At 45.4% G+C, this 19790-nt stretch carries 17 protein-coding genes; 12 read left to right on the top strand and 5 right to left on the bottom strand.

Features of this window, described 5'->3' with window-relative positions; all coding sequences use genetic code 11:
• Positions 1–37 precede the first annotated feature (37 nt).
• From QUA24_RS17530 to QUA24_RS17520, 3 genes are all read left to right on the top strand, one after another.
• Entirely contained in the window at positions 38–397 is a 360-nt protein-coding gene (locus QUA24_RS17530; RefSeq protein ID WP_333230948.1) for a helix-turn-helix domain-containing protein, read from the top strand.
• A 48-nt stretch (positions 398–445) separates the two neighbouring features.
• On the top strand, positions 446–949 hold the full coding sequence (locus QUA24_RS17525) for an ImmA/IrrE family metallo-endopeptidase (protein ID WP_333230947.1): 504 nt from the start codon (positions 446–448) through the stop codon (positions 947–949).
• Between the two features lie 156 nt (positions 950–1105).
• The gene (locus QUA24_RS17520) at positions 1106–3664 is read left to right on the top strand and encodes a sigma 54-interacting transcriptional regulator (RefSeq protein WP_333230946.1); all 2559 of its coding nucleotides are present in this window, start codon (positions 1106–1108) and stop codon (positions 3662–3664) included.
• A gap of 32 nt (positions 3665–3696) precedes the next feature.
• On the opposite strand, the gene QUA24_RS17515 is transcribed toward QUA24_RS17520, so the two are convergent.
• Positions 3697–4344, bottom strand: a complete 648-nt coding sequence (locus QUA24_RS17515) for a ceramidase domain-containing protein (RefSeq protein ID WP_333230945.1) — start codon at positions 4342–4344, stop codon at positions 3697–3699.
• A 256-nt stretch (positions 4345–4600) separates the two neighbouring features.
• Here QUA24_RS17515 and QUA24_RS17510 point away from each other — a divergent pair, with 256 nt between their 5' ends.
• The 4 genes from QUA24_RS17510 to psbM all read left to right on the top strand — a co-directional run bounded on the left by QUA24_RS17510 (position 4601) and on the right by psbM (position 8781).
• Positions 4601–5986 (top strand): TIGR03279 family radical SAM protein, encoded by a 1386-nt coding sequence (locus QUA24_RS17510; protein ID WP_333230944.1) that lies wholly within the window; start codon positions 4601–4603, stop codon positions 5984–5986.
• Between the two features lie 141 nt (positions 5987–6127).
• The gene (locus tag QUA24_RS17505; RefSeq protein ID WP_333230943.1) at positions 6128–7972 is read left to right on the top strand and encodes a TolC family protein; all 1845 of its coding nucleotides are present in this window, start codon (positions 6128–6130) and stop codon (positions 7970–7972) included.
• 118 nt (positions 7973–8090) lie between these two features.
• Complete coding sequence (locus QUA24_RS17500; protein WP_333083505.1) at positions 8091–8387, top strand: 2Fe-2S iron-sulfur cluster-binding protein; 297 nt, start codon at positions 8091–8093, stop codon at positions 8385–8387.
• 280 nt (positions 8388–8667) lie between these two features.
• On the top strand, positions 8668–8781 hold the full coding sequence (gene psbM, locus QUA24_RS17495) for a photosystem II reaction center protein PsbM (RefSeq protein ID WP_015177760.1): 114 nt from the start codon (positions 8668–8670) through the stop codon (positions 8779–8781).
• A 120-nt stretch (positions 8782–8901) separates the two neighbouring features.
• Here the strand turns inward: psbM and QUA24_RS17490 are convergent, their stop codons facing one another.
• A complete protein-coding gene (locus QUA24_RS17490) occupies positions 8902–9753 on the bottom strand; it encodes a universal stress protein (protein ID WP_333210388.1) in 852 nt (283 codons plus the stop codon).
• Between the two features lie 141 nt (positions 9754–9894).
• Between QUA24_RS17490 and QUA24_RS17485 the strand changes: the two genes are divergently transcribed.
• The 4 genes from QUA24_RS17485 (at position 9895) to QUA24_RS17470 (ending at position 15980) form a co-directional block, all read left to right on the top strand.
• On the top strand, positions 9895–10395 hold the full coding sequence (locus QUA24_RS17485; protein WP_333230942.1) for a thioesterase family protein: 501 nt from the start codon (positions 9895–9897) through the stop codon (positions 10393–10395).
• Positions 10396–10537: 142 nt separating this feature from the next.
• Positions 10538–11599, top strand: a complete 1062-nt coding sequence (locus QUA24_RS17480) for a DMT family transporter (protein ID WP_333230941.1) — start codon at positions 10538–10540, stop codon at positions 11597–11599.
• Positions 11600–11623: 24 nt separating this feature from the next.
• Complete coding sequence (locus tag QUA24_RS17475; protein WP_333230940.1) at positions 11624–12799, top strand: ATP-grasp domain-containing protein; 1176 nt, start codon at positions 11624–11626, stop codon at positions 12797–12799.
• Positions 12800–12986: 187 nt separating this feature from the next.
• Positions 12987–15980, top strand: coding sequence for a right-handed parallel beta-helix repeat-containing protein (locus QUA24_RS17470; protein WP_333230939.1), 2994 nt, complete (start codon positions 12987–12989; stop codon positions 15978–15980).
• Between the two features lie 187 nt (positions 15981–16167).
• On the opposite strand, the gene QUA24_RS17465 is transcribed toward QUA24_RS17470, so the two are convergent.
• The 3 genes from QUA24_RS17465 to QUA24_RS17455 all read right to left on the bottom strand — a co-directional run bounded on the left by QUA24_RS17465 (position 16168) and on the right by QUA24_RS17455 (position 18559).
• Complete coding sequence (locus tag QUA24_RS17465; RefSeq protein ID WP_333230938.1) at positions 16168–17124, bottom strand: DUF6282 family protein; 957 nt, start codon at positions 17122–17124, stop codon at positions 16168–16170.
• A gap of 68 nt (positions 17125–17192) precedes the next feature.
• Complete coding sequence (locus QUA24_RS17460; RefSeq protein WP_333230937.1) at positions 17193–18098, bottom strand: alpha/beta hydrolase; 906 nt, start codon at positions 18096–18098, stop codon at positions 17193–17195.
• Positions 18099–18112: 14 nt separating this feature from the next.
• Complete coding sequence (locus tag QUA24_RS17455; RefSeq protein ID WP_333230936.1) at positions 18113–18559, bottom strand: SufE family protein; 447 nt, start codon at positions 18557–18559, stop codon at positions 18113–18115.
• Between the two features lie 196 nt (positions 18560–18755).
• Between QUA24_RS17455 and QUA24_RS17450 the strand changes: the two genes are divergently transcribed.
• A complete protein-coding gene (locus QUA24_RS17450) occupies positions 18756–19754 on the top strand; it encodes an iron ABC transporter permease (RefSeq protein ID WP_333230935.1) in 999 nt (332 codons plus the stop codon).
• The last annotated feature ends 36 nt before the right edge of the window (positions 19755–19790 follow it).

Genomic DNA, 19790 nt, shown 5'->3' with positions numbered 1-19790 from the left:
TCAAGGGAGAAACGAAAATATCTTTGGTGAAACAACGATGGGAAATTATTTAGACATAGAGAAATTGGCTAGCCTAGTCCGCAACAAGCGTCTCAATCGCGGATTGCGGGAAGTAGCCAAGGAAATAGGCAACGTTAGCCCTTCTACTATCTCGCGAGTCGAAAACGGCAAGACTCCAGACATGGAAACTTTTTTAGCTTTATGCGATTGGTTGGGAGTACCGCCAGCACAACTAATTAAAAATACCGAAGATGAAGAAGCTGTCAATACTCCTGAAGCTATAGCTATTCAGTTACGGGCTGACAAAAATCTCGATCCTGCGATCGCGAGTGCTTTAGCATCTTTAGTTAAAGCGGCATATAAAGACTTATCTCAAAATCAAAAAGAGGGAAAATAATTTATAGTGGGATTGATAACTAGCTTGTCAAAAGAGAACAGGCAGAGATTGGAAGCGATCGCAACAGACCAACGCCATCAGTTAGGTTTTAAAGCCTACCAACCATTATCAGCAGAAGTCTTAGCAACATATTTTCAAGCAACAATTTTCACTGCTGAAACAGTACCTAATACCGAACCCGAACAAGTGAAAATCTTATGCGATAGTGACAATTGGTCTGCAGGAATTATCCGTAAAAAAAATCCTCTTTGCATCGTGCATAATTCTCGTCATGCACCTACCAGACAAGAATCTAACTTGATGCACGAATTCGCCCATGTCATTCTTAAACATAAGATGGTTGGTTTCGATCCTAAAACAGGACTTCCCCAACGCCGACCACAAGACGAAGACGAAGCAGTATATTTAGGAGGATGTTTGCAAATTCCCAGACGTGGCTTATTGTGGGCTGTTCAGAAAAAGATGACCGTTGCTCAAATTGCCTTACATTTTAATGCTAGTGAGGATATGGTGAATTTTCGTATTAATGTTAGTGGTATCGATATAGTTTAATTAACTTTTACAATGGGCGCTCGATCTGGTTAAAATTCAAGGGTAACGCTAAAATAGGCTTATGCAAATAAAATGGCTGAGGAATGGTTGTCGAGTTTGTGAATATAATAGATTCTACACCAACTACCACGATTCGGCTTTCGCCGACGCTAAGCGATGTCTACCGAAACATTAGTTAACTGGATCGAAGAAAGTACCGAATTAGGCATATTATCCCGCGAGATTTTACAGGCGATCTCGCGTGAAATGGAAATGGCAACTTTTCCCGCCGGATTTCGAGTGGTAATTGAAGATACGCCTGTCACTAATCTCTATATCCTAGAACGAGGACAAGCCGATCGCTACCGCCGGAAACAACCGGGATTAATGTGGGGGAGTAGTTTATTGCCGGGGGCGATCGTCAATTTATCGGCCCTTCAACGATCGCAACCTGCCGATAGTCGAATTATAACTCGGACAGAGTGTCAATTTTGGGTAATTAGTGCCGATCGCTGGCGTGGTTTGCTAGAAAGATATCCACGGATCGCCGAAGCCTACGCTCAACGTTTGGCGGCGAAATTAGAGCAGCTAGAAGCAGAAATTGCCTACGAACGAGAGCGTCAAAATGCCCTCCGCAGCTATCTAGTACCTAGGGCGAAACGAGGAGTCATTGGCAATAGTCGTTATGCAGTGAAATTGCGCCAACAAATTCGCACGGCATCGAGTGACAGCCGCTCGGTATTAATCTCTGGCGAACCTGGTTTAGAAAAAGATAATTTAGCTGCTTTAATTCATTTCGGTTCCCATCGCCGCAACGAGCCAATTATTCAGATTAAAACTGCTTTACTTCAGAGCAATGGAGCGGAATTATTCGGGCGGTTGGGCGGCAAACCGGGGCTGTTGGAATGGTTGGGAGAAGGGACGTTAATTTTAAATGACGTGCAAGAATTACCCGCTCAATTATGCCCCCAAATTCAGCAATTATTAACCGAGGGAACCTATACGCCAGTTGTCAAGGAAGGACAAATACCGCGACCACCGCGTTCTAGTAAGGCCCGGATAATTTTAATCTCAGAAATTGTGCAGCCCAAGCTAGATAAGCTGACCCAACACAAAATTACAGTCCCATCCTTGCGGGTGCGAAAAACAGATTTAGAGGCACAAGTCAACTATTATCTCAATATCATTGGTCGCAAAAAGAAATTAGTCAAGCCCCAAGTTACACCGGAAGCAATTCGCCGCTTACAAGCCTACGATTTTCCAGGTAATTTGCAGGAATTGCAGGGAATGGTCGATCGCGCCTTAGTTCAAGCACAAGGGAGTCAGGTATTAACGGAAGAAGTGTTTTGGGCCCAGGCAGCGAAGAAACAAAAGTTTCGACTGAATTTATTAAATATTTATCCAAAATTTCGGCAATTTTTACGGAGCGATTGGTATCCCGATCGCGTGAATTATTGGTTTACCACCTGGGTGTTTGCATTGGTGGTAATTATCCTGTTTGTTGCTCCCCAAGATCGACAACATAATTTTGCCCTAAATATCTTTTGGGCGTGGTGGTGGCCGTTAATTTTATTATTATTCCCCATCATCGGACGATTGTGGTGTGCTTTTTGCCCTTTTATGATTTATGGGGAAATCGTCCAAAAACTATCGCTAAAAATTTTCCCTCGAACTCTCAATAAATGGCCACGCCAACAAGCGGAAAAATGGGGTGGCTGGCTTTTATTTGGACTATTTACTCTGATATTTCTGTGGGAAGAGTTGTGGAATTTAGAAAATACCGCCTATTTATCCAGTTGTTTGTTGTTACTCATCACCGCCGGAGCGGTAATTTTTTCCCTAATCTTCGAGAGGCGATTTTGGTGTCGTTATTTATGCCCGATCGGGGGAATGAATGGATTATTTGCTAAACTCTCAATTATCGAACTTCGCGCCCAACAAGGAACCTGCGGGGCGGAATGCAGCACCTACCAATGTTACAAAGGCGGCCCCGGCTTGGGGGAAGGATTAACTACTAATGGCTGTCCGATTTATTCCCATCCCGCCCAATTAACCGATAATAAAGATTGCGTGTTGTGCATGACTTGCTTGAAAGCTTGTCCGCATCGATCGGTAGAATTAAATCTGCGCCCTCCCGGCATCGAATTATGGACTACCCACGTTCCTCACAGTTATGAAGTTGCCCTGTTATTTCTATTATTAGGCGGTATTTATCTGCATCGCTTGCCGGAGATAAATAGTTTGTTGGGGCTGGGCATCAATTTAGAGCAATTTTTACCTCATTTAGGACTGTCGATCGCAGTGTTAATTATCCCGCCGATGATTCCCCTAATTGCCTACGCAATCATACAGGCAATTTATCGATTGGGACGAGCAGAAACCATGCCATTTACAACCTACAAACCCGTCTCATTTGTCTCTCTCGCCTACGGTTATTTACCCTTAGTCTGGGGCGGTAGTTTGGCTCACTATTGGCGATTGGGTTTGCAGGAAGGCGGTCGAGTGATTCCCGTAACTTTTGCCACTTTCGGACAAATGAGAGAGGATTTACCGAGTTTTATTGGCGATCCAGCGGTGATTAGTTTCTTGCAAGGTTTAACTTTGATTGTATCATTATTAGTTACAATATTTGTGACTCAACAAATTGCCAAGCGCTCAATTAAATCTTTGATTCCACAACATTTAGCGAGTTTGTGCCTGATGCTTAGTTTGTGGTATGCGATCGTAGGAACCTGAGAGTGAGTATGCGCGCTCTATTACTTTGAGTTTTAATTTTTTACTCGCTCTGACCAATTTAAGAGCAGGCTTCTTGCTGACAGGTACAGCAAAACACCATTAAAAAGGTGCCAGAGGAAATGAGTCCCTGTTGAAAAGAAAGGGCAAATAGCCCGATCGATAGTACGGAATGTAAGGGCTAATAGGAAAACACCTGTTGCTGCTAATAGAATGAATGGTTCGCGCTTTTGCTGTCGATAGTGATACAGTCCTAGTCCGAGCAAAACCAAAAATGCAGGAGCATACGAAAGAGAACCATTGAGAAGATTTATAAATTGCTTGCTAAAATCGCTAACAAAAAAGAATGCTGCAAGTAATACTCCTGCATATCCTGAATTCATCCTAACTACCCGACGACTGTAAAGCCATATAAAACAAAGTTGAAAGAGCAGAATAGGAATCACATCTAGTAAATTTGCCCATCGCGTTGCAAATGTATGAAACAGGAAACTTCCGATACCAATACTGGTGGCTAAAGCAATCAGTATCCAAATACCAGGTGATATTCTGTGGTGTCGCTGAGCTAATTGCCAAATAGCCCATGCTGCAATAATGAAAGACACATTGGAAATAGCATTCAGTGGCTCGTTCCATAAACCAGGAATGAGCCGCTCACAGTAAAGGTCGATATAATCATTCATAGCTCTACCATTGATTTTTTCAAGCTAACTTATAATTGTGTCGCAGATGCTGTACAATACACTATCTAATCTAGAATACCGCAAGTCGCTGATGTATGTAAACCCATTCTTACTCGCCTTCAGCATTTTAAACTAAACTAAACCTGTAGAATTGAGACAGGTGAATAAAAGATAGTACGAAGGTTATATTTACACATGAAAACCTAAAAAAACTTTGTAAAAAAACTCAATTTACCCAATAATTAATCCCGAACTTATGAGCGACTTATCAATCCGGCCCGCCCTAATCACCAAAGTTATACCCGACAGCATCTGCGCCGAAATGGGATTTGAACCAGGAGACTCAATCGTCGCCGTCAACGGTCAAAAACCCCGCGATTTAATTGACTATCAATTCCTGTGTGCCGATGAATTTCTAGAATTAGAAGTATTAGACACTAAAGGCAAAACCCACAAAATAGAAATAGAAAAAGATTATGACGAAGACTTGGGAGTGGAATTTGAAACTGCTCTTTTTGACGGACTAATTCAGTGCAACAATCGCTGTCCTTTTTGCTTTATTGACCAACAACCACCGGGAAAGCGGGAAACTCTCTATCTCAAAGATGATGACTACCGCCTCAGCTTTCTTTATGGCAGCTATCTCACTCTCACAAATCTGACTCAAAAAGAGTGGGACAGAATCGAACAAATGCGGCTTTCTCCTCTCTATGTTTCCGTGCACGCTACGGAACCGGAAGTGCGAATTCGGTTGCTAAAAAATCTCCGCGCTGGAAAGATTTTAGAACAAATCAAATGGTTTGAAGAACGTCGCTTACAAATTCACGCTCAAGTAGTTGTTTGTCCTGGTATTAATGATGGCGAACATTTAGAACGCACTTTGTTAGATTTGGCAAAGTTTCATACTGGAAGTATTCCGGCTGTAGCATCGGTGGCTGTAGTGCCGGTGGGTTTAACTCGCTTTCGCCCTGCCGAAGATGAACTAATCGCAGTTACTGCGGAAAAAGCGCGAGAAGTAATCGAGCAAGTTCAGCAAATTCAAGTGCTTTTAAGTACAGGAAAAGGTAGCCCAAAGACGAAAAGGAAGAATTCCAAATCGCGCTGTATTTGGCTGGCTGATGAGTGGTTTTTAATAGCTGGTTTAGATTTGCCGTCGGCTGCTGATTACGAAGATTATCCGCAAATTGGTAATGGTGTGGGTTCTATCCGCCAGTTTATCCAGCAGTTTGAAACGGCTTTTGAGAAGCTGCAACCGATGCAAGTCGAGCCACAGCGCAAGTTAGTTTGGGTGGTGGGGAATGCTGTGGAAAAAGCTTTTGAGCCGATCGTACAACAACTAAACCAAATTCCCGGCTTGTCCGTCAGCATGGCAGCACTGTGCAGCCACTACTGGGGACAAACTATCACTGTCACAGGTTTGCTTACCGGGCAAGATTTGCTCGAAGCTTTGCAGGGGCGAGACTTGGGAGATGGCATCCTGCTGCCCTCGGTGATGCTAAAACAGGGGGAACCGCGTTTTCTCGACGACATGACCCTCGAACAGCTCGCCAGCTCCCTAAAAACCCGGATTTTGCCGGTGAGCGGAGTAGAGGAACTAATCTCGGCGGCGATCGGTCTGGCAAATGCTGAAGTTAAATTCTAAATTTTGAATGGAACATTCAAAAGTTAAGATGAGTAGGGTAATTGTGACTTGTAACCGTCGAGTTCAGGCTACAGACTAGAAACTTGAGACCTCAATCTTGCTCTAAAATTGTCTCTAGGATTGCAGAGTAATTAAAAAATTATGCGTGTTTTTCGTCAAATCATCGTAGTCGGAGTGGGCGCTGCAATTACTTTGGGCAACGCCGCACAGAGTGCTTCAGCACAGTCTCCGACTCAATCTCAGGACAGTTTGGCCCTTAGCAATCAGCTCGAATTAGGGCAGAATGTTCGATCGACCTCGAACAAAGCGGCAGAATCAGCGTCAGAGGCCGAACAGTCGATCGCCCTTAACCCCCCAGCCGGGCCGGAGCAAGCATCAAAGCCTCAACAGGCTGCTCCGGCTTCCCCATCAACTCTGTCTCAGGCCGGTTCGACGCCTCTAAGAGGGTTGGAACCGACACAGACTCAGCAGCCTTCCCCGAACCCTCCCAACAATGTTCCTGTGCCCAGTTCCCCAGTACCAATCCTCCGGGGCACTCCGAACGAAAGTTTCCCCCCTGTCCCTCCGAGGGGCATTTTAGACACCAAGCCCCCGACTTCCCTGGAACCCAACCCGAATCCGCTGCTGTTTCCGACAAACCCGGAGGATGTCAGGATCGAGCAAACTGAGTCAATTACCTTGCAGCAGGCGATCGACCTCGCCCGCCGCAACAGCCAAGTTTTGCAAATCGCTGGACAGCAAGTCGAACAAAGCAGAGCCGCTTTGCGCGAACAGCAAGCTGCTCTTTATCCAGACCTGAATTTTCAAATGGACGCCAGCCGTTCTCTGACTGCCGGCGGAGAACTCGGAATCCGGGCTGGGCAGCGCCGCCTCAACGCTGTGGCTAACCGAACCGGGCAGCCTGCCGAGCAAGCCGGCACAAATTTCGGCAGCAACAGCCTCAACAGCACTTTGCAGTTGAGCTATGACATCGATTTGTTCGGAAGGCGACGCGCTAACATCCGCGCGGCAGAGGAACAGTTGCGCCTTCGGGAATTGGATGTGGAACGCCAAGCCGAGGAACTCCGCTTCGACACTGCTGAAGCTTACTACACCTTGCAAAACGCGGACGGACAAGTTGCCATCCGCCAAGCTTCGGTCAGAAATGCCGAGCAAAGTTTGCGGGATGCCGAAGCCCTGGAACGGGCCGGGGTAGGAACCCGGTTTGCTGTGTTGCAGGCTCAGGCAAATTTGGCTAACGAACAGCAACAACTGTCAGTGGCCCGCCGCGATCAGCGAGTTGCCCAGCGGCGTCTGGCTGAGATTTTGAATATCAGCCAGTCGGCGAACTTGACAGCGGCAGATCCTGTAGAACAAGCGGGCTCTTGGAGGCTGTCTTTGGAAGAGAGTATCGTGCAGGCTTTTAAGAATCGCCCCGAGTTGGAACAGCAGTTGGTGCAGAGGGATATCAGCAAACAGCAGAGGCGATCGATTCAGGCGGGGCGTTTGCCTCAACTGAGTGTTGGGGGTAGTTACAACGTACTGGGACAAGACCCTGATAACCCCGATCCGTATACTTCTCGCGGCTGGGCCGATGGTTATTCGATCCGGGCGAGTCTAACTTGGAGTATCTTCGATGGGGGCGCGGCGAACGCGAGGGTAAAACAGCGGGATGCGGATATTACGATCGCCGAAAGTCGATTTGACCAACTCCGCAATCAGGTGCGCCGCGAAGTGGAACAAGCTTATTTTGGCTTAGAGTCGAATTTTGAGAATATCGAAACTTCCGAGGCGGGGGTTTTGCAGTCGAGGGAAGCTCTGCGTCTGGCGAGACTGCGGTTTCAAGCTGGTGTGGGTACTCAGACGGATGTGATTCAGGCGGAAACTGATTTGACTAGGGCTGAGAGAAACCGATTGTCTGCAATTATCAACTACAACCTGGGGCTTTCGTCTCTGCAGCGGGCTGTGAGCAATCTTCCGACTAATAACCTCTCGGATGCTCCTTGAGATTGGGTTGGGGGGAGCTTTAATTACCAGATCAATTGGACATCCTGTATTAAACGTCCGACACATTAGTTAATATTTTGTAATAGAGTTCGATGTCAACTGCGTTAAGGAATCGGCAATGGCCAATATCAAGTTTGTGAAGGAAAATCAGGAAGTCATCGCAGCAGACGGAGCCAATTTGAGGCTCAAAGCTCTAGAAAACCGCATCGATTTGTACACATTTTCGGGAAAGATGATGAATTGCGGGGGCATCGGTCAATGCGGCACCTGCATTGTGGAAATTGTCGAGGGTAGTGAAAATCTGTCGCCCCGCACTGACTTTGAGAATCGCAAGCTCAAGAAGAAGCCCGAAAACTATCGGTTGGCTTGTCAAGCTATGGTCAATGGCCAGGTGAGCGTGAAGACTAAACCGTGACTCTCAGAAGGCAGAAGGTTGATTAACAGAAAGAAAATGCAGAATGCAAAAATTGTGTTTTTTTTCCTATTTCACTGTATAATCACGCTTTTTGCTCGCCTAGGAAAAGAAACTTGGTTTCTAGGACAAATAAGAGATGGGGCAGGAAGGCATCCAGGCAGAAAGCGGGTTTCGACGCTAGTCCGTCAGCTCTTCTTCTGTCTTCGAGTTTGCCTTTTGCCTTTGAGTGATATCCTAGTTGTGTGTGTTTTTCTATTTTCCGATAGAGGCGAGCGTCTTCATGGAAGTTAACGATTTAGGGTTTGTGGCAACCATTCTGTTTGTATTGGTTCCCAGTGTTTTTCTAATCATTCTGTACATTCAAACTGCTAGCCGTCAAGGTAGAAAAGATTAGCAACTGCTGCTATTTCTATCAGGCTTTGCTGCTTGCAAAAAAAAGCGCCAACAGCTTTTTGCTGAGGCGCTTTTTTGATTGACTGTTGAGTTTTAGCTGCTAACTCTTAACAATAAGATCCTAGCCGACTGTGCGGGCTAGCAAGACCGGACAGTTGGCATAAACTCGCACGTAGTCTGATAGCGAATTTCCCAGGAGTCGATCGATATCCACAAAGTTTTTGGCAACGCTGGGTCTCCGATCCGGGGAACCGATTACTAACAAGTCGGCATTCAAGTCGTCTGCAATCCGACAAATTTCTTCCCCTGGCTTGCCTGTAGCACTCACGCAGCGGTAGCTAACTCCCATTTGTTTCGCTAGTGCTACTGCCGGAGCTAATACGGGGTCTTTTTCAGCACTTCCTGTTAAATCTTCGCTGGCTTTTCCCGTCAAATCTTTGGTGACGTGTACTAAAATTATCTCTCCGCCGCTGACTTCTTTAACCAAAGATAGCGCAAGCTCTAATGACTGTTTGGCAGCTTCTGATTTGTCTACCGCCACCATAACGCGCTTGATTTTTTTGACGTAGATGTCGTCTTTTACTAACAACATCGGTCGGGATGTTAGCTGGAAAACGTACTGGCTGACTGAGTTTTCCAAAATCGATTGCAGCCGTCCGAGTCCCCGGGAACCCATAATTACTAAGTCGGATTGTTCTTCTTCTGCGACTTGGCAAACTGTGGTTTTCGGGTCTCCCTGTTTGAGCCGAGGGTTGACTTTGCTGGGATCTATTTTCAAAGACTGGACTGCTTGTGCTAAAATCTTTCCTCCTTCTTCCAGTTTCTCGGCCATGCCATCGGAGGTTACTTGGGGCGGCACGACGTGCAAGACGGTGACAGAGGTTTGTTGCAAGGAAGGGATGTCCATCAACATATTAAACATCTCTTCGCACAAGCCGCGACCGGCGACGGCTACTAAAATTTTTTCTATCATGGTTTTGGCGGTAAAAACAGTTGAGTTTTCTTGTGCGACGTTAAACTAGGCCGTTGGTACTCTAGTTCGTTAATGTTAAGCATAGACCTGAAGTTTGTCTTATGATTTGTAGAAATGTAGCGTTTTGGAACGATTTGTAAAGTGTTAGAGAACGATCGAACTCAACCAGAACTCGCACCGGCTGGTGCTATTCAAAATCGCCGCGGGATGGACTCTGAGGGCTGGTTTGAATATTTGGTGCGAGTGTACCCTCACCATACTGACTACAGCGGTGTGGTTTGGCACGGGACTTATATTGCTTGGATGGAGGAAGCTAGGGTGGAAAGTTTGCGCTCTCTTGGCATCGAGTATGCAGACTGGGTGGCGCAGGGTTTGGAATTGCCCGTGGTGGAACTTTCGCTGCGCTACCACCGGGCTGTACAAATGGGCCAATCTGTGGCAGTCAGAACGCGGATCGCTGCTACCGAGGGTGTGCGGCTGCTTTGGGATTACGAAATTCGATCGGCTGATACTCAGGAGTTATATGTGACAGCACAGGTAACTTTGGTTGGTGTCGATCGTGACAAGAACAAGATTATCCGGCAATTGCCACCGGCGATAAAGGAGGCTTTGACAAGGCTTTCTGTTAAACCTTCAGCCTAAGCTGCTGTTAATTCTAAAAAATAGTTTTTGCAGCCCTAGTAAGTAGAGTGCGTGACTTTTGAGTCACTCGATTCGTCGCCCAAATTTTCTTTTGTCACGCACCCTACACAACTGCATTCGGCCTTAATTGGAACTTTTAATAATGTCAAAAAAACTGGGATTGCCAGAGCCAAATATTGAAGTTCAGCGCAATATTTTGGAAAAAACCGAGTTACACTCTGCCTTAAAAACTGAAAACAAAACTCTTGTTTCGGGAAAGCCAGACAGTTTAAAAAACGGTGAATTAGCTGACAGTCAAGGCAAAATTTGGGCGATCGTTTCGCTGTCGGCGGCGCTGCTAGCGGTGTCGCTGGCAGCGATTTTTATTAGGTTGAGCGAACGGGAAATCAGCCCGAATGCTACTGTTTTTAACCGTTTGTGGATAGCAACTGTGGTATTTGGAGTGTGGAATGGTGCTGATGCTGCGCGCCGCCGATTGTCTGGGGCCCAAGTTGAAGAGCGATCGAACTACACTCTGCAGGATGTGATGCTGTTAATAGCCGTAGGCGTGGTTTCTTCTGCTTCTGTGGGTTTCTGGGCCTGGTCACTGAGTCAGACTAATGTCGCTAATTCTACTGTACTGCGAAACTTAACTCCTTTATTTACTACTTTGGGGGGATGGCTGCTGTTGGGGCGACGCTTTGACAACAGGTTTTTGGTGGGACTGGCGGTGGCTTTGTCTGGCGCAATTGCGATCGGAATCGACGATTTGCAAACTGCGGGAGACAATCTTGTCGGCGACGTTGCTGCTCTTTTATCGGCGATGTTTTATGCAGGAAATCTGCTAATTTCCGAACATTTGCGAACCAAGTTTCCGGCGACAACTATATTGATGTGGCGCTGTTTTATGGGCAGTATCTTGGTTTTGCCACTGGTTCTCCTTGCGGGCGATCGAGTTTTCCCTTATTCTTGGGAGGGATGGCTGACTGTAATTGCTTTGGCCGTGGTTTGCCAAGCTTTTGGTCAGGGACTGCTTATCCACAGTCTCGGTCGTTTTTCGTCGGAATTTGTAGCTTTTTTCCTGCTCCTAGAACCGGTAATTACGGCTATTATGGCTTGGGTGCTGTTTTCGGAAAGTTTAAGCTTGTTTAATTGGTTTGCTTTTTCTGTGGTTTTGGCGGGAATCTACTTGGGAAAATCTAGCAGTTCGGTGGCTAAAAAATGAAACAAAAAGGAAAAAAATACTTAAATGACTCCAACATCAATCAGCCTGAATAGCTGGCATTATGACTTTAGTTTGCTGCCTCAATATTTGGAGGTGCTGTTTGCTAAATTGCGGATTGCTGTGGTGTTCGGCGGCGACTGCGATCGCCCCGGCTCAGTGATTTACAAAACTCACAATCCCCGAGCTTGGAAGAGTTACGAAATCGTCGCCCGCGAGATTGCGACAGCATTAGCAGAAATTGGCTTTAAGCACGTCTTTGTCCTACCTGATGACATGAATTTACCGGAACAACTCAAACAAAACAATATCCATTTAGTGTGGCTGAATACTGGCGGAGTCCAAGGCTACAATCCTGTTTGTCACACTCCCGCATTGTTGGAAATGTTGGGAATGCCTTATGTGGGTCACAATCCTTTAAACAGTTCAACTTTAGATAACAAACACGCTTTTAAACGGGAACTGCAATCAGTCGGAATTAAAACCGCTCCGTTTATGACTTGGCATCCTTCTCAAGGGATTTTGCAGCCTAATTTGCATCAGCGTTTTGCCATTGCTTTTGGTGACTATCAAGGGCCGTTTGTTGTTAAACCAGTATCCGGTCGCGCTTCACTACACGTTCATTTTGTAGACAATATTGAGGGTTTGTCTCAGGCGGTTTCGGACGTTCACCGAGACACTCACAATACTGCTTTAATTGAAAAATATTTGCCGGAAAGAGAATTTTGTGTAGCAGTTTGTGGCTATGTTACTTATGCTAAAGGCATATTTGATAAAAATACCAAACCCTTTGCTTTTTCGACTGTTGAGCGGGTGCTGGAGCCGGAAGAACGCATCTTTACTTCTATGGATAAAAAGGCGATTACGGCCGACCGAGGACGGTTGATGGGCGGTGATGAACCGGAACTAAAACAAGAGTTAATTGAGTTAGCTCGAAAAATTTATTGGGAGTTTAGTTTGAACAGTTTGGTGAGGATTGATGTCCGAAGTGATGCTGATGGCTCACTTTATGTTTTGGAAGCAAATCCCAAACCGGATCTGAAACATCCAGGGGAAAATGTGACGAGTTTGGTAGCTTTAGGTTTGGCGGAATACGGAATGAGTTACAACGATTTAATTTTTAGTTTACTGGCGGATAGGTTGGATTATTTGTTGACTCAGCATATCGAAATTATTCCTCATATTGTGGATTTGCTTCATTAATCGGACTTGCAGGGTGCGCTGCACCTTACCTGTAAACAAAACGGATTTGTAAAGAAATATAAATTGTTGAGCCAAGTGAACACAGGCTGGCAAGTTGTGATAACTTTGAATAAGGTAACGATTTGTAGATGTCCATTTTTTTTGTTAGAACCAAAATCACTCAATTTATATTAATTAGATAAAACAAATGCAAGCATTACTTTTATTAATAGGATTTGGAGGCGGGGCCTTAGTCTGCTGGCTAATTTTGAATAAGCGAAATTCACGCAACTTGGTGCGGATGCAGGGTTCGCAGGAGGCTATATCGAATTTGGCGGCTCAGTTGGATGCCAGAAATTCGGAATTGCGGCAAAAGGTGCAGAATGAAAATCAGCTAAATTCTGAAGTGTCTCAGTTGCAAAGTCGTTTGGAAAATGTGACTCGTGAGCAAGAATTGTTAAAAAATCAAGTGTTAGAAATGGAAGATTTTTTGGCAGGAATTGCCCAGGATCGATCGCAAATTGATGCTCTGATTGCTGATTTGCAGTTTCAGCTAGAAAATGCTCAGCAAGCTGAGTCGCAGTTAGCAGAAGTGGCAGAACTTAAACATCAGTTAGAAGTTGCGGAGCAGGAGCGATCGCAACTTAACGCTCAATTGCTGGAAATGCAAGCACAGTTAGAGGCGGTGGATGCAGAACGTTCTCAATTTCACGCTCTGCTGTCGGAATTTGAGAGTCAGTTGGAAACGGCTAGCCAAAGCCGATTGCAGGTACAGTACCAGTTGTCGGAAATTCAAATTAAGTTCGAGCGCTCGATTGAAGAGCGGCATCAACTTCATTCTCAACTGTCGGGTTTGCAAGCTCAACTGCAATTAGTCGAAGCAGAGCGATCGCAATTTACTTCGGAATTGTCAGAGCTACAAGCTCAATTGAAGAGTGCAGAGCAAGAACGCGAAATACTCAACTCTCAATTGCAAACAGCTCGCGAACAAGCACAGCAGCCTCCCTTTGAATTATTAGAACTGCAAAGACAGTTAGAAGCTGCTAATCTGGAGAAAATACAGTTAAACTCTCAAGTTCATGAACTACAGCTTCAATCCGAAATGGTGGTTTTAGAGCGAGAGAGACTGCTGTCTGAGTTGTCAGAATTGGAGTCTAAGATACATCGCAAGGAGGAAGATAGCTCGCAACTCCAGTCTCAGTTATCAGAACTGCAAGCTCAATTAGAAACTGCTAACACAGAACGATCGCAACTTTATTCTCAACTCTCAGAATTGCAAAGTCAAATCGAGACAGCCAGCCAGAGTGAAACTCAACTCCAATCTCAAGTATCCGACTTAGAAGCTCAGCTAGATAGTGTGCGTCAAACTCGCTCTCAATTAGAATTTGAGCTAGAAACTGCTAACACCGAACGCTCGCAACTTTATTCTCAAATCTCGGAATCCCAAAGTCAAATCGAGACAGCCCACCAGAATCAAAATCAACTTCAATCTCAAATCTCCGAGTTAGAAAGTCAGTTAGAAAGTGTGCGTCAAATTCGCTCTGAATTGGAATCTCAACTCACTTCTCAAATTTCGGAATTGCAAAGTCAATCCGAGACAACCCACCAGAATCAAAATCAACTTCAATCTCAAATCTCCGAGTTAGAAAATCAGTTAGAAAGTGTGCATCAAATTCGCTCTGAATTGGAATCTCAGCTCACTTCTCAAATCTCGGAATTCCAAACTCAAATCGAGACAGCAAACCAGAATCAAACTCAACTTCAATCTCAAGTATCCGACTTAGAAAATCAGCTAAATAGCCTGCGTCAAACTCGCTCTGAATTAGAATTTCAGCTAGAAAAAGCTAACACCGAACGCTCGCAACTTTCTTCTCAACTCTCGGAATTACTAGCTCAAATCGAGACAGCAAATCAGAATCAAAATCAACTTCAATCTCACATCTCCGAGTTAGAACATCAGTCAGAGATTGTGCGTCAAAGTCGCTCTGAATTGGAATCTGGGCTCACTTCTCAAATCTCCCAATTGCAAAGTCAAATCGAGACAGCAAATCAGAATCAAGCTCAACTTCTATCTCAAGTATCCGACTTAGAAGCTCAGCTAGATAGTGTGCGTCTAACTCGCTCTGAATTGGAATCTGGGCTCACTTCTCAAATCTCCCAATTGCAAAGTCAAATCGAAACAGCTAATCAAAATCAAACTCAACTTCTATCTCAAGTATCCGACTTAGAAAGTCAGTTAGAAAGTGTGCGTCTAACTCGCTCTGAATTGGCATCTCAGTTAGAAACTGCTAACAGAGAACGATCGCACCTTTATTCTCAACTCTCGGAAACTCAAAGTCAAATCGAGACAGCCAACCAGAATCAAGCTCAACTTCAATCTCAAGTATCCGAGTTAGAACATCAGCTAGAGACAGTTTATCAAGAACGCTTGCTGGTAACATCGCAACTTTCCGAAGCGGGCGATCGACAATCTGAGCATTTTGACTCGGAATCAGAGCAAATTAAAGCATCTACTTCAGGTACCAAAGTTGGGAAGAGTCAAGGATTTGTTGTTTCTCAGCAGGGTGAAGGCGATTATACTACTATTAGCGAAGCGCTGAAAAATGCAGCACCGGGCACGCGCATTGACGTGCATCCAGGCGTTTACCGCGAAAGTCTAATTATCGACAAATCGGTAGAAATTATCGGCAGCGGAGATGTCGATCGCATTGTGGTTGAAAGTATCAACTCAAACTGCATTAAAATGGCAACTGACAGTGCTTTAGTGCGCGGTTTAACGCTGAGCGCAACTGGGAAATATTACACTGTAGATATTCGCAAAGGCGAGTTAATCATAGAAGACAGCGATATCACTTCTGCGGACTATTCTGTGGTGGGAATTTGCGGCCCCGATGCAAATTCTATCCTCCGCCGCAGTCAAATTCATGATGGGGTATGGAACGGAATTTTTATATCGGATCATGGGAAAGCAACGGTGGAAGATTGCAGTATTTTTGACAACGGCAGTTTGGGAATAGGTGTCGGATTGGGAGGAAAATTGATCGTACGCCGGTGTCGGATTAATGGTAATGAAGGTGAGGCGGTCGCCATTTACAGAGATGGCATTGCTACCGTGGAAGATAGCGATTTAACGGGCAATGCTGGGGGTGCTTGGCGCATTGCAGATAACGGATACCTGCGGGGCAAAGGCAATCAAGAATAGAAGAAGGAAGTTCGGCAACGGATTATGTAACGGATGTAACGGATGTAACGGATGTCAGGAAGAAGGCAGAAGGCAGAAGGCAGAGGGAAGAAGGAAGAGAAAAGAGGGAATAGAATTCCCAATTAGCAGTTCCCAATCCCCGATTGCCAATTACCAATTACCAATTACCAATTACCAATTACCAATTCTAAATGCCTAACAATCGAGCTGGATTGTGTTTCATCATTAAATCAATTTCATGCGGGGAAATGCCTTGATTTATCAATTTTTTCACAAATAATTTGTAACCTTCTGCAGGTAAAGGATCGGGTTTTCTTCCCAAATCTGTACTCATAACAAAATGCTCGGCTCCTATTAGTTTAATCGCTGCTGCCATCTTACTAATAGGAACTTGATGCCAGTTTTTGTGTCCGTCATCAACGGCATTTTCTCCCATCAAATCGTTGACAAATGCGAGTTCTAAGAAAGCTCCGGCTGCGGCGGCTGTTTGCATATTTTCTAGGGATAAACCGGGTACATCCGCCATTGCGTGGGTAATCAGGATGTTTTTAATGTTGAGCAGGTTGGCTGCACCGACAACTGCCATCACTTCTTCTGATGAAATATGACCGGTTTCCAATACCAAATTCTCTTTTGCTACAATCTTCAAGACCGCTGCTGTTTCCGGTAAAACCTTGCCATTTTCCGCAACTTTAATCCCAATTCCCGACTTGTGAAAAACCTGCAAGTGATGCTCAGCATCAACCGTTGGTAGCCACACTACTTTACCGTATTTGCCGCCAATTCGGCGCATTGCTTCTACAGCGTCGGGATTAAGGCCGCCTACCGAATGATTGAGAACCACTCCCCCAAAAACTTCGATTTGTGGTACTATTTTATTAACCAGAACTGCCCGCGCTGCTGTGCTGGCATAATGATTTTTCAATACCACAGCTTTCATCTTCGCCCTAGCAGCTAATTTCGCTACCTCAAAATCATCCAACCTGCGGGGAATCACATCAGGAGAAGAATGAATGTGAAAGTCGATCGCACTTTCGATCGTACTCTTTGGCAAATTGACCATCGGCGAATCTCCGACAGCATAAACTGGCAGACAAAACCAATAGCAAACCATCCAAACTAACGTAAAAAAAACAGCTTGCATTCCTCTCCTCTTCCCTTCTCCCCTCTGCGTTCTCTGCGCCCTCTGCGGTTCATCCCCTCTTAATCCTCTCAAATAAAAGATTGAATCGCATTTGCTAAAGCTGCTGCATTCTCTTCGTGCATACCCAAAGAACCAGGAATAACTCGCGATTCAACACCCGGTAATTCCGTTAATGCTTCCATTTCAGCCTTTGATTTGGGCGGCGCATTCTCAGCAATTACAACCATCACCGGCACTGCTAATTGTTGAAAATTATCTGTGAATTCCGATCGCACTTTTGCCGGATCTAAACCACCAGTCACGAAGGCGGCGGAACCGTATCGAGCACCTGGTTTTTGCGTCACTTGCCATTTGCTTTGGATGAAATCGGGCGTGACTTTAGCTGCATCAACATAGACGTGGCGACGGTACATGAGACTGAGGAAAGACGGCGCAGTGTTGAGTTTGTATAGGAATTGTCCCAGTAAGGGCGATCGTACTAATTCTCTCACGATTCCATGCCACCCGCTTTGCTGTTTGCTCATCGTCGGCAAAGGCCCGCGCCAAGTCGGTGCAGCTAACACAATCTTTGACCAAACATTCGGCTGTGATTGCGCTAATTGCATCACATAACCCGCAGCATGACCTGCTGCAACTACAGCAACAGGACTATTAAAATTTGCCTCAACAAAATCCTTGATAAATTGATGGTATAATTGCGGCTGATAGTTGGTTCGCGGGCGATCCGATTCGCCAAAGCCCGGCCAATCTAAACTCACAACTTGAAAGTTAGAAGCTAACAATTCTGCCAAAGGACGCATTTCTTCTCGTGTGGAAACCGTACTGAAAGCAGGCAGCAGAAATACTGGATTCCCCTGTCCTCTGGTTTCGTAAATAACTTTGATTTTCGTTTCTTTCCAATTCCAGAGATATTGTTGAACTGCGGCGGGATAGTTGCCCGAATCTGATTTTGTTGAATTTGTAGTTTGAGTCATGGCTGTTTATTCTTTTAATTTGCTTCGGCTTGCTTGCTCAATTCACAAGCAACTGCCTTATTTTTCATCATTTGAAAAATGTTGTAAAATCCGTTAGCGCGGGAAGGTGTCAGACTCACATTCAATCCCGTGTCTTGAATAAAATCTGGGGTAATGCTGACAATTTCAGCAGGCGTTAATCCGCTCAAACCTTCCACCAGCAAGCCAACTAATCCTTTGACTAACTGAGCGTCTGAATCGCCTTGATACAAAACTTTTCCGTCTGCCAAATTTGCGGTAATATAAACTTGCGACACGCAGCCAGAAACTTTGTTTTCCGGCAGTTTGTCGCTTTCGGGAAATGCTGGGAGTCTCTTGGCATACCACAGGAGTTGTTCGTAACGCTGTTTCGGATCGGAATGTCGCTGAAAGCGCTGGACAATTTTAGCTAGGGCTGGAGGTAGCGCGGTGTTTGCGGACATGATTCACTCGTAGCGATTTACTTCGTTAATATTATACATTTAATTTTGCCGACGGGTGCGATCGCCTGCTCATCTGCTCCCACTGAAGCCGTCTTCAGGTGAATCGGTTATTGTTATTGTAGTTAACGAGTTCAAGCATTCAAAACAGAGGAGATATGGTATTGGGTGCTGTTAATTAAGATTATGGTGTAATGTAGTGAACCCCCAAAAAGTCTGGCTAAAATATCGAGTTTTTCAGGCAGTTGTATTCTTAGGATTGGGTTTGCTATTAACCATCGCCCTTTCGCTTTCTTTTGGTGCGGTGCCGATGAGTGCCGATCAATTGTGGCAAGCATTTCTGCACCAAGGTGATGCTGTCAATCAAACTATTTTCTGGGAATTGCGTTTGCCCAGAGTTGCGGCAGCGCTGACGGTTGGTGCGGCTTTAGGAATGTCGGGAGCTTTGCTGCAAGGGATGCTACGCAACGGTTTAGCCGATCCTTTTGTATTAGGAATTTCGGCGGGTGCAGGGTTGGTTGCGATTACCATGCTGACTTTGGGAATATTTCAAACTTGGGTACCTTTGGCGGCTTGGATAGGTGCTATTTTCACTTCGATGCTGGTCTACTTTTTGGGAAAAACTAAAACGGGAATTTCTGTGGAACGTTTGGTTTTAGCTGGTGTGGCTGTGAGTTCTCTGTTTGGGGCAATACAAACTACACTGTTGCTGTTAGCTGAAGACAGCCGTTTGCAAGCTGCTTTGAATTGGTTAATCGGTAGTTTGAACGGTCGCGGTTGGTCGGATTTGCAGGTGGCTGCACCTTATATTTTGACTGCTTTGCTGTTAGGATGTTTTTTGGGTCGATCGATAAATTTGCTGGCTTTGGGCGACGATTTAGCTGTTGGTTTGGGGGTGTCCCTGGTGCGATCGCGCTTGTTGATTGGGGGTGTTGCTACTTTGCTAGCTGCGAGTGCTGTCAGCATCGGCGGATTGATTGGTTTTGTGGGATTGGTTGTGCCTCACGGGGTGCGTTTGTTGGCTGGTAATGATTATCGGTTTGTATTGCCGCTGAGCGCGATCGGCGGTGCTTGGGTGTTGACTTTTGCTGATTTTTTGGCTCGCTTGGGTGCGGTAGAATTGCCTGTGGGTACGGTTACGGCTTTGTTGGGTTCTCCGCTGTTTGTCTGGCTGCTTTATCGGCGTTCTACTTATTAGTCATTAGTTATTAGTCATCAGTCATTAGTTATTAGT

The organism is Microcoleus sp. Pol12B5 (assembly GCF_036701335.1).
Lineage (GTDB): Bacteria > Cyanobacteriota > Cyanobacteriia > Cyanobacteriales > Microcoleaceae > Microcoleus.
Note: the sequence above shows the minus strand (reverse complement) of the source record. Positions and strands in the feature narration are given on the sequence as shown.

Bases quoted from the DNA above. Each gene is read 5' to 3' on its own strand.
- QUA24_RS17530 (WP_333230948.1), top strand. From the start codon at position 38: ATGGGAAATTATTTAGACATAGAGAAATTGGCTAGCCTAGTCCGCAAC.
- QUA24_RS17520 (WP_333230946.1), top strand. From the start codon at position 1,106: ATGTCTACCGAAACATTAGTTAACTGGATCGAAGAAAGTACCGAATTA.
- QUA24_RS17515 (WP_333230945.1), bottom strand. From the start codon at position 4,344: ATGAATGATTATATCGACCTTTACTGTGAGCGGCTCATTCCTGGTTTA.
- QUA24_RS17510 (WP_333230944.1), top strand. From the start codon at position 4,601: ATGAGCGACTTATCAATCCGGCCCGCCCTAATCACCAAAGTTATACCC.
- QUA24_RS17505 (WP_333230943.1), top strand. From the start codon at position 6,128: ATGCGTGTTTTTCGTCAAATCATCGTAGTCGGAGTGGGCGCTGCAATT.
- QUA24_RS17500 (WP_333083505.1), top strand. From the start codon at position 8,091: ATGGCCAATATCAAGTTTGTGAAGGAAAATCAGGAAGTCATCGCAGCA.
- psbM (WP_015177760.1), top strand. From the start codon at position 8,668: ATGGAAGTTAACGATTTAGGGTTTGTGGCAACCATTCTGTTTGTATTG.
- QUA24_RS17490 (WP_333210388.1), bottom strand. From the start codon at position 9,753: ATGATAGAAAAAATTTTAGTAGCCGTCGCCGGTCGCGGCTTGTGCGAA.
- QUA24_RS17480 (WP_333230941.1), top strand. From the start codon at position 10,538: ATGTCAAAAAAACTGGGATTGCCAGAGCCAAATATTGAAGTTCAGCGC.
- QUA24_RS17475 (WP_333230940.1), top strand. From the start codon at position 11,624: ATGACTCCAACATCAATCAGCCTGAATAGCTGGCATTATGACTTTAGT.
- QUA24_RS17470 (WP_333230939.1), top strand. From the start codon at position 12,987: ATGCAAGCATTACTTTTATTAATAGGATTTGGAGGCGGGGCCTTAGTC.
- QUA24_RS17465 (WP_333230938.1), bottom strand. From the start codon at position 17,124: ATGCAAGCTGTTTTTTTTACGTTAGTTTGGATGGTTTGCTATTGGTTT.
- QUA24_RS17460 (WP_333230937.1), bottom strand. From the start codon at position 18,098: ATGACTCAAACTACAAATTCAACAAAATCAGATTCGGGCAACTATCCC.
- QUA24_RS17455 (WP_333230936.1), bottom strand. From the start codon at position 18,559: ATGTCCGCAAACACCGCGCTACCTCCAGCCCTAGCTAAAATTGTCCAG.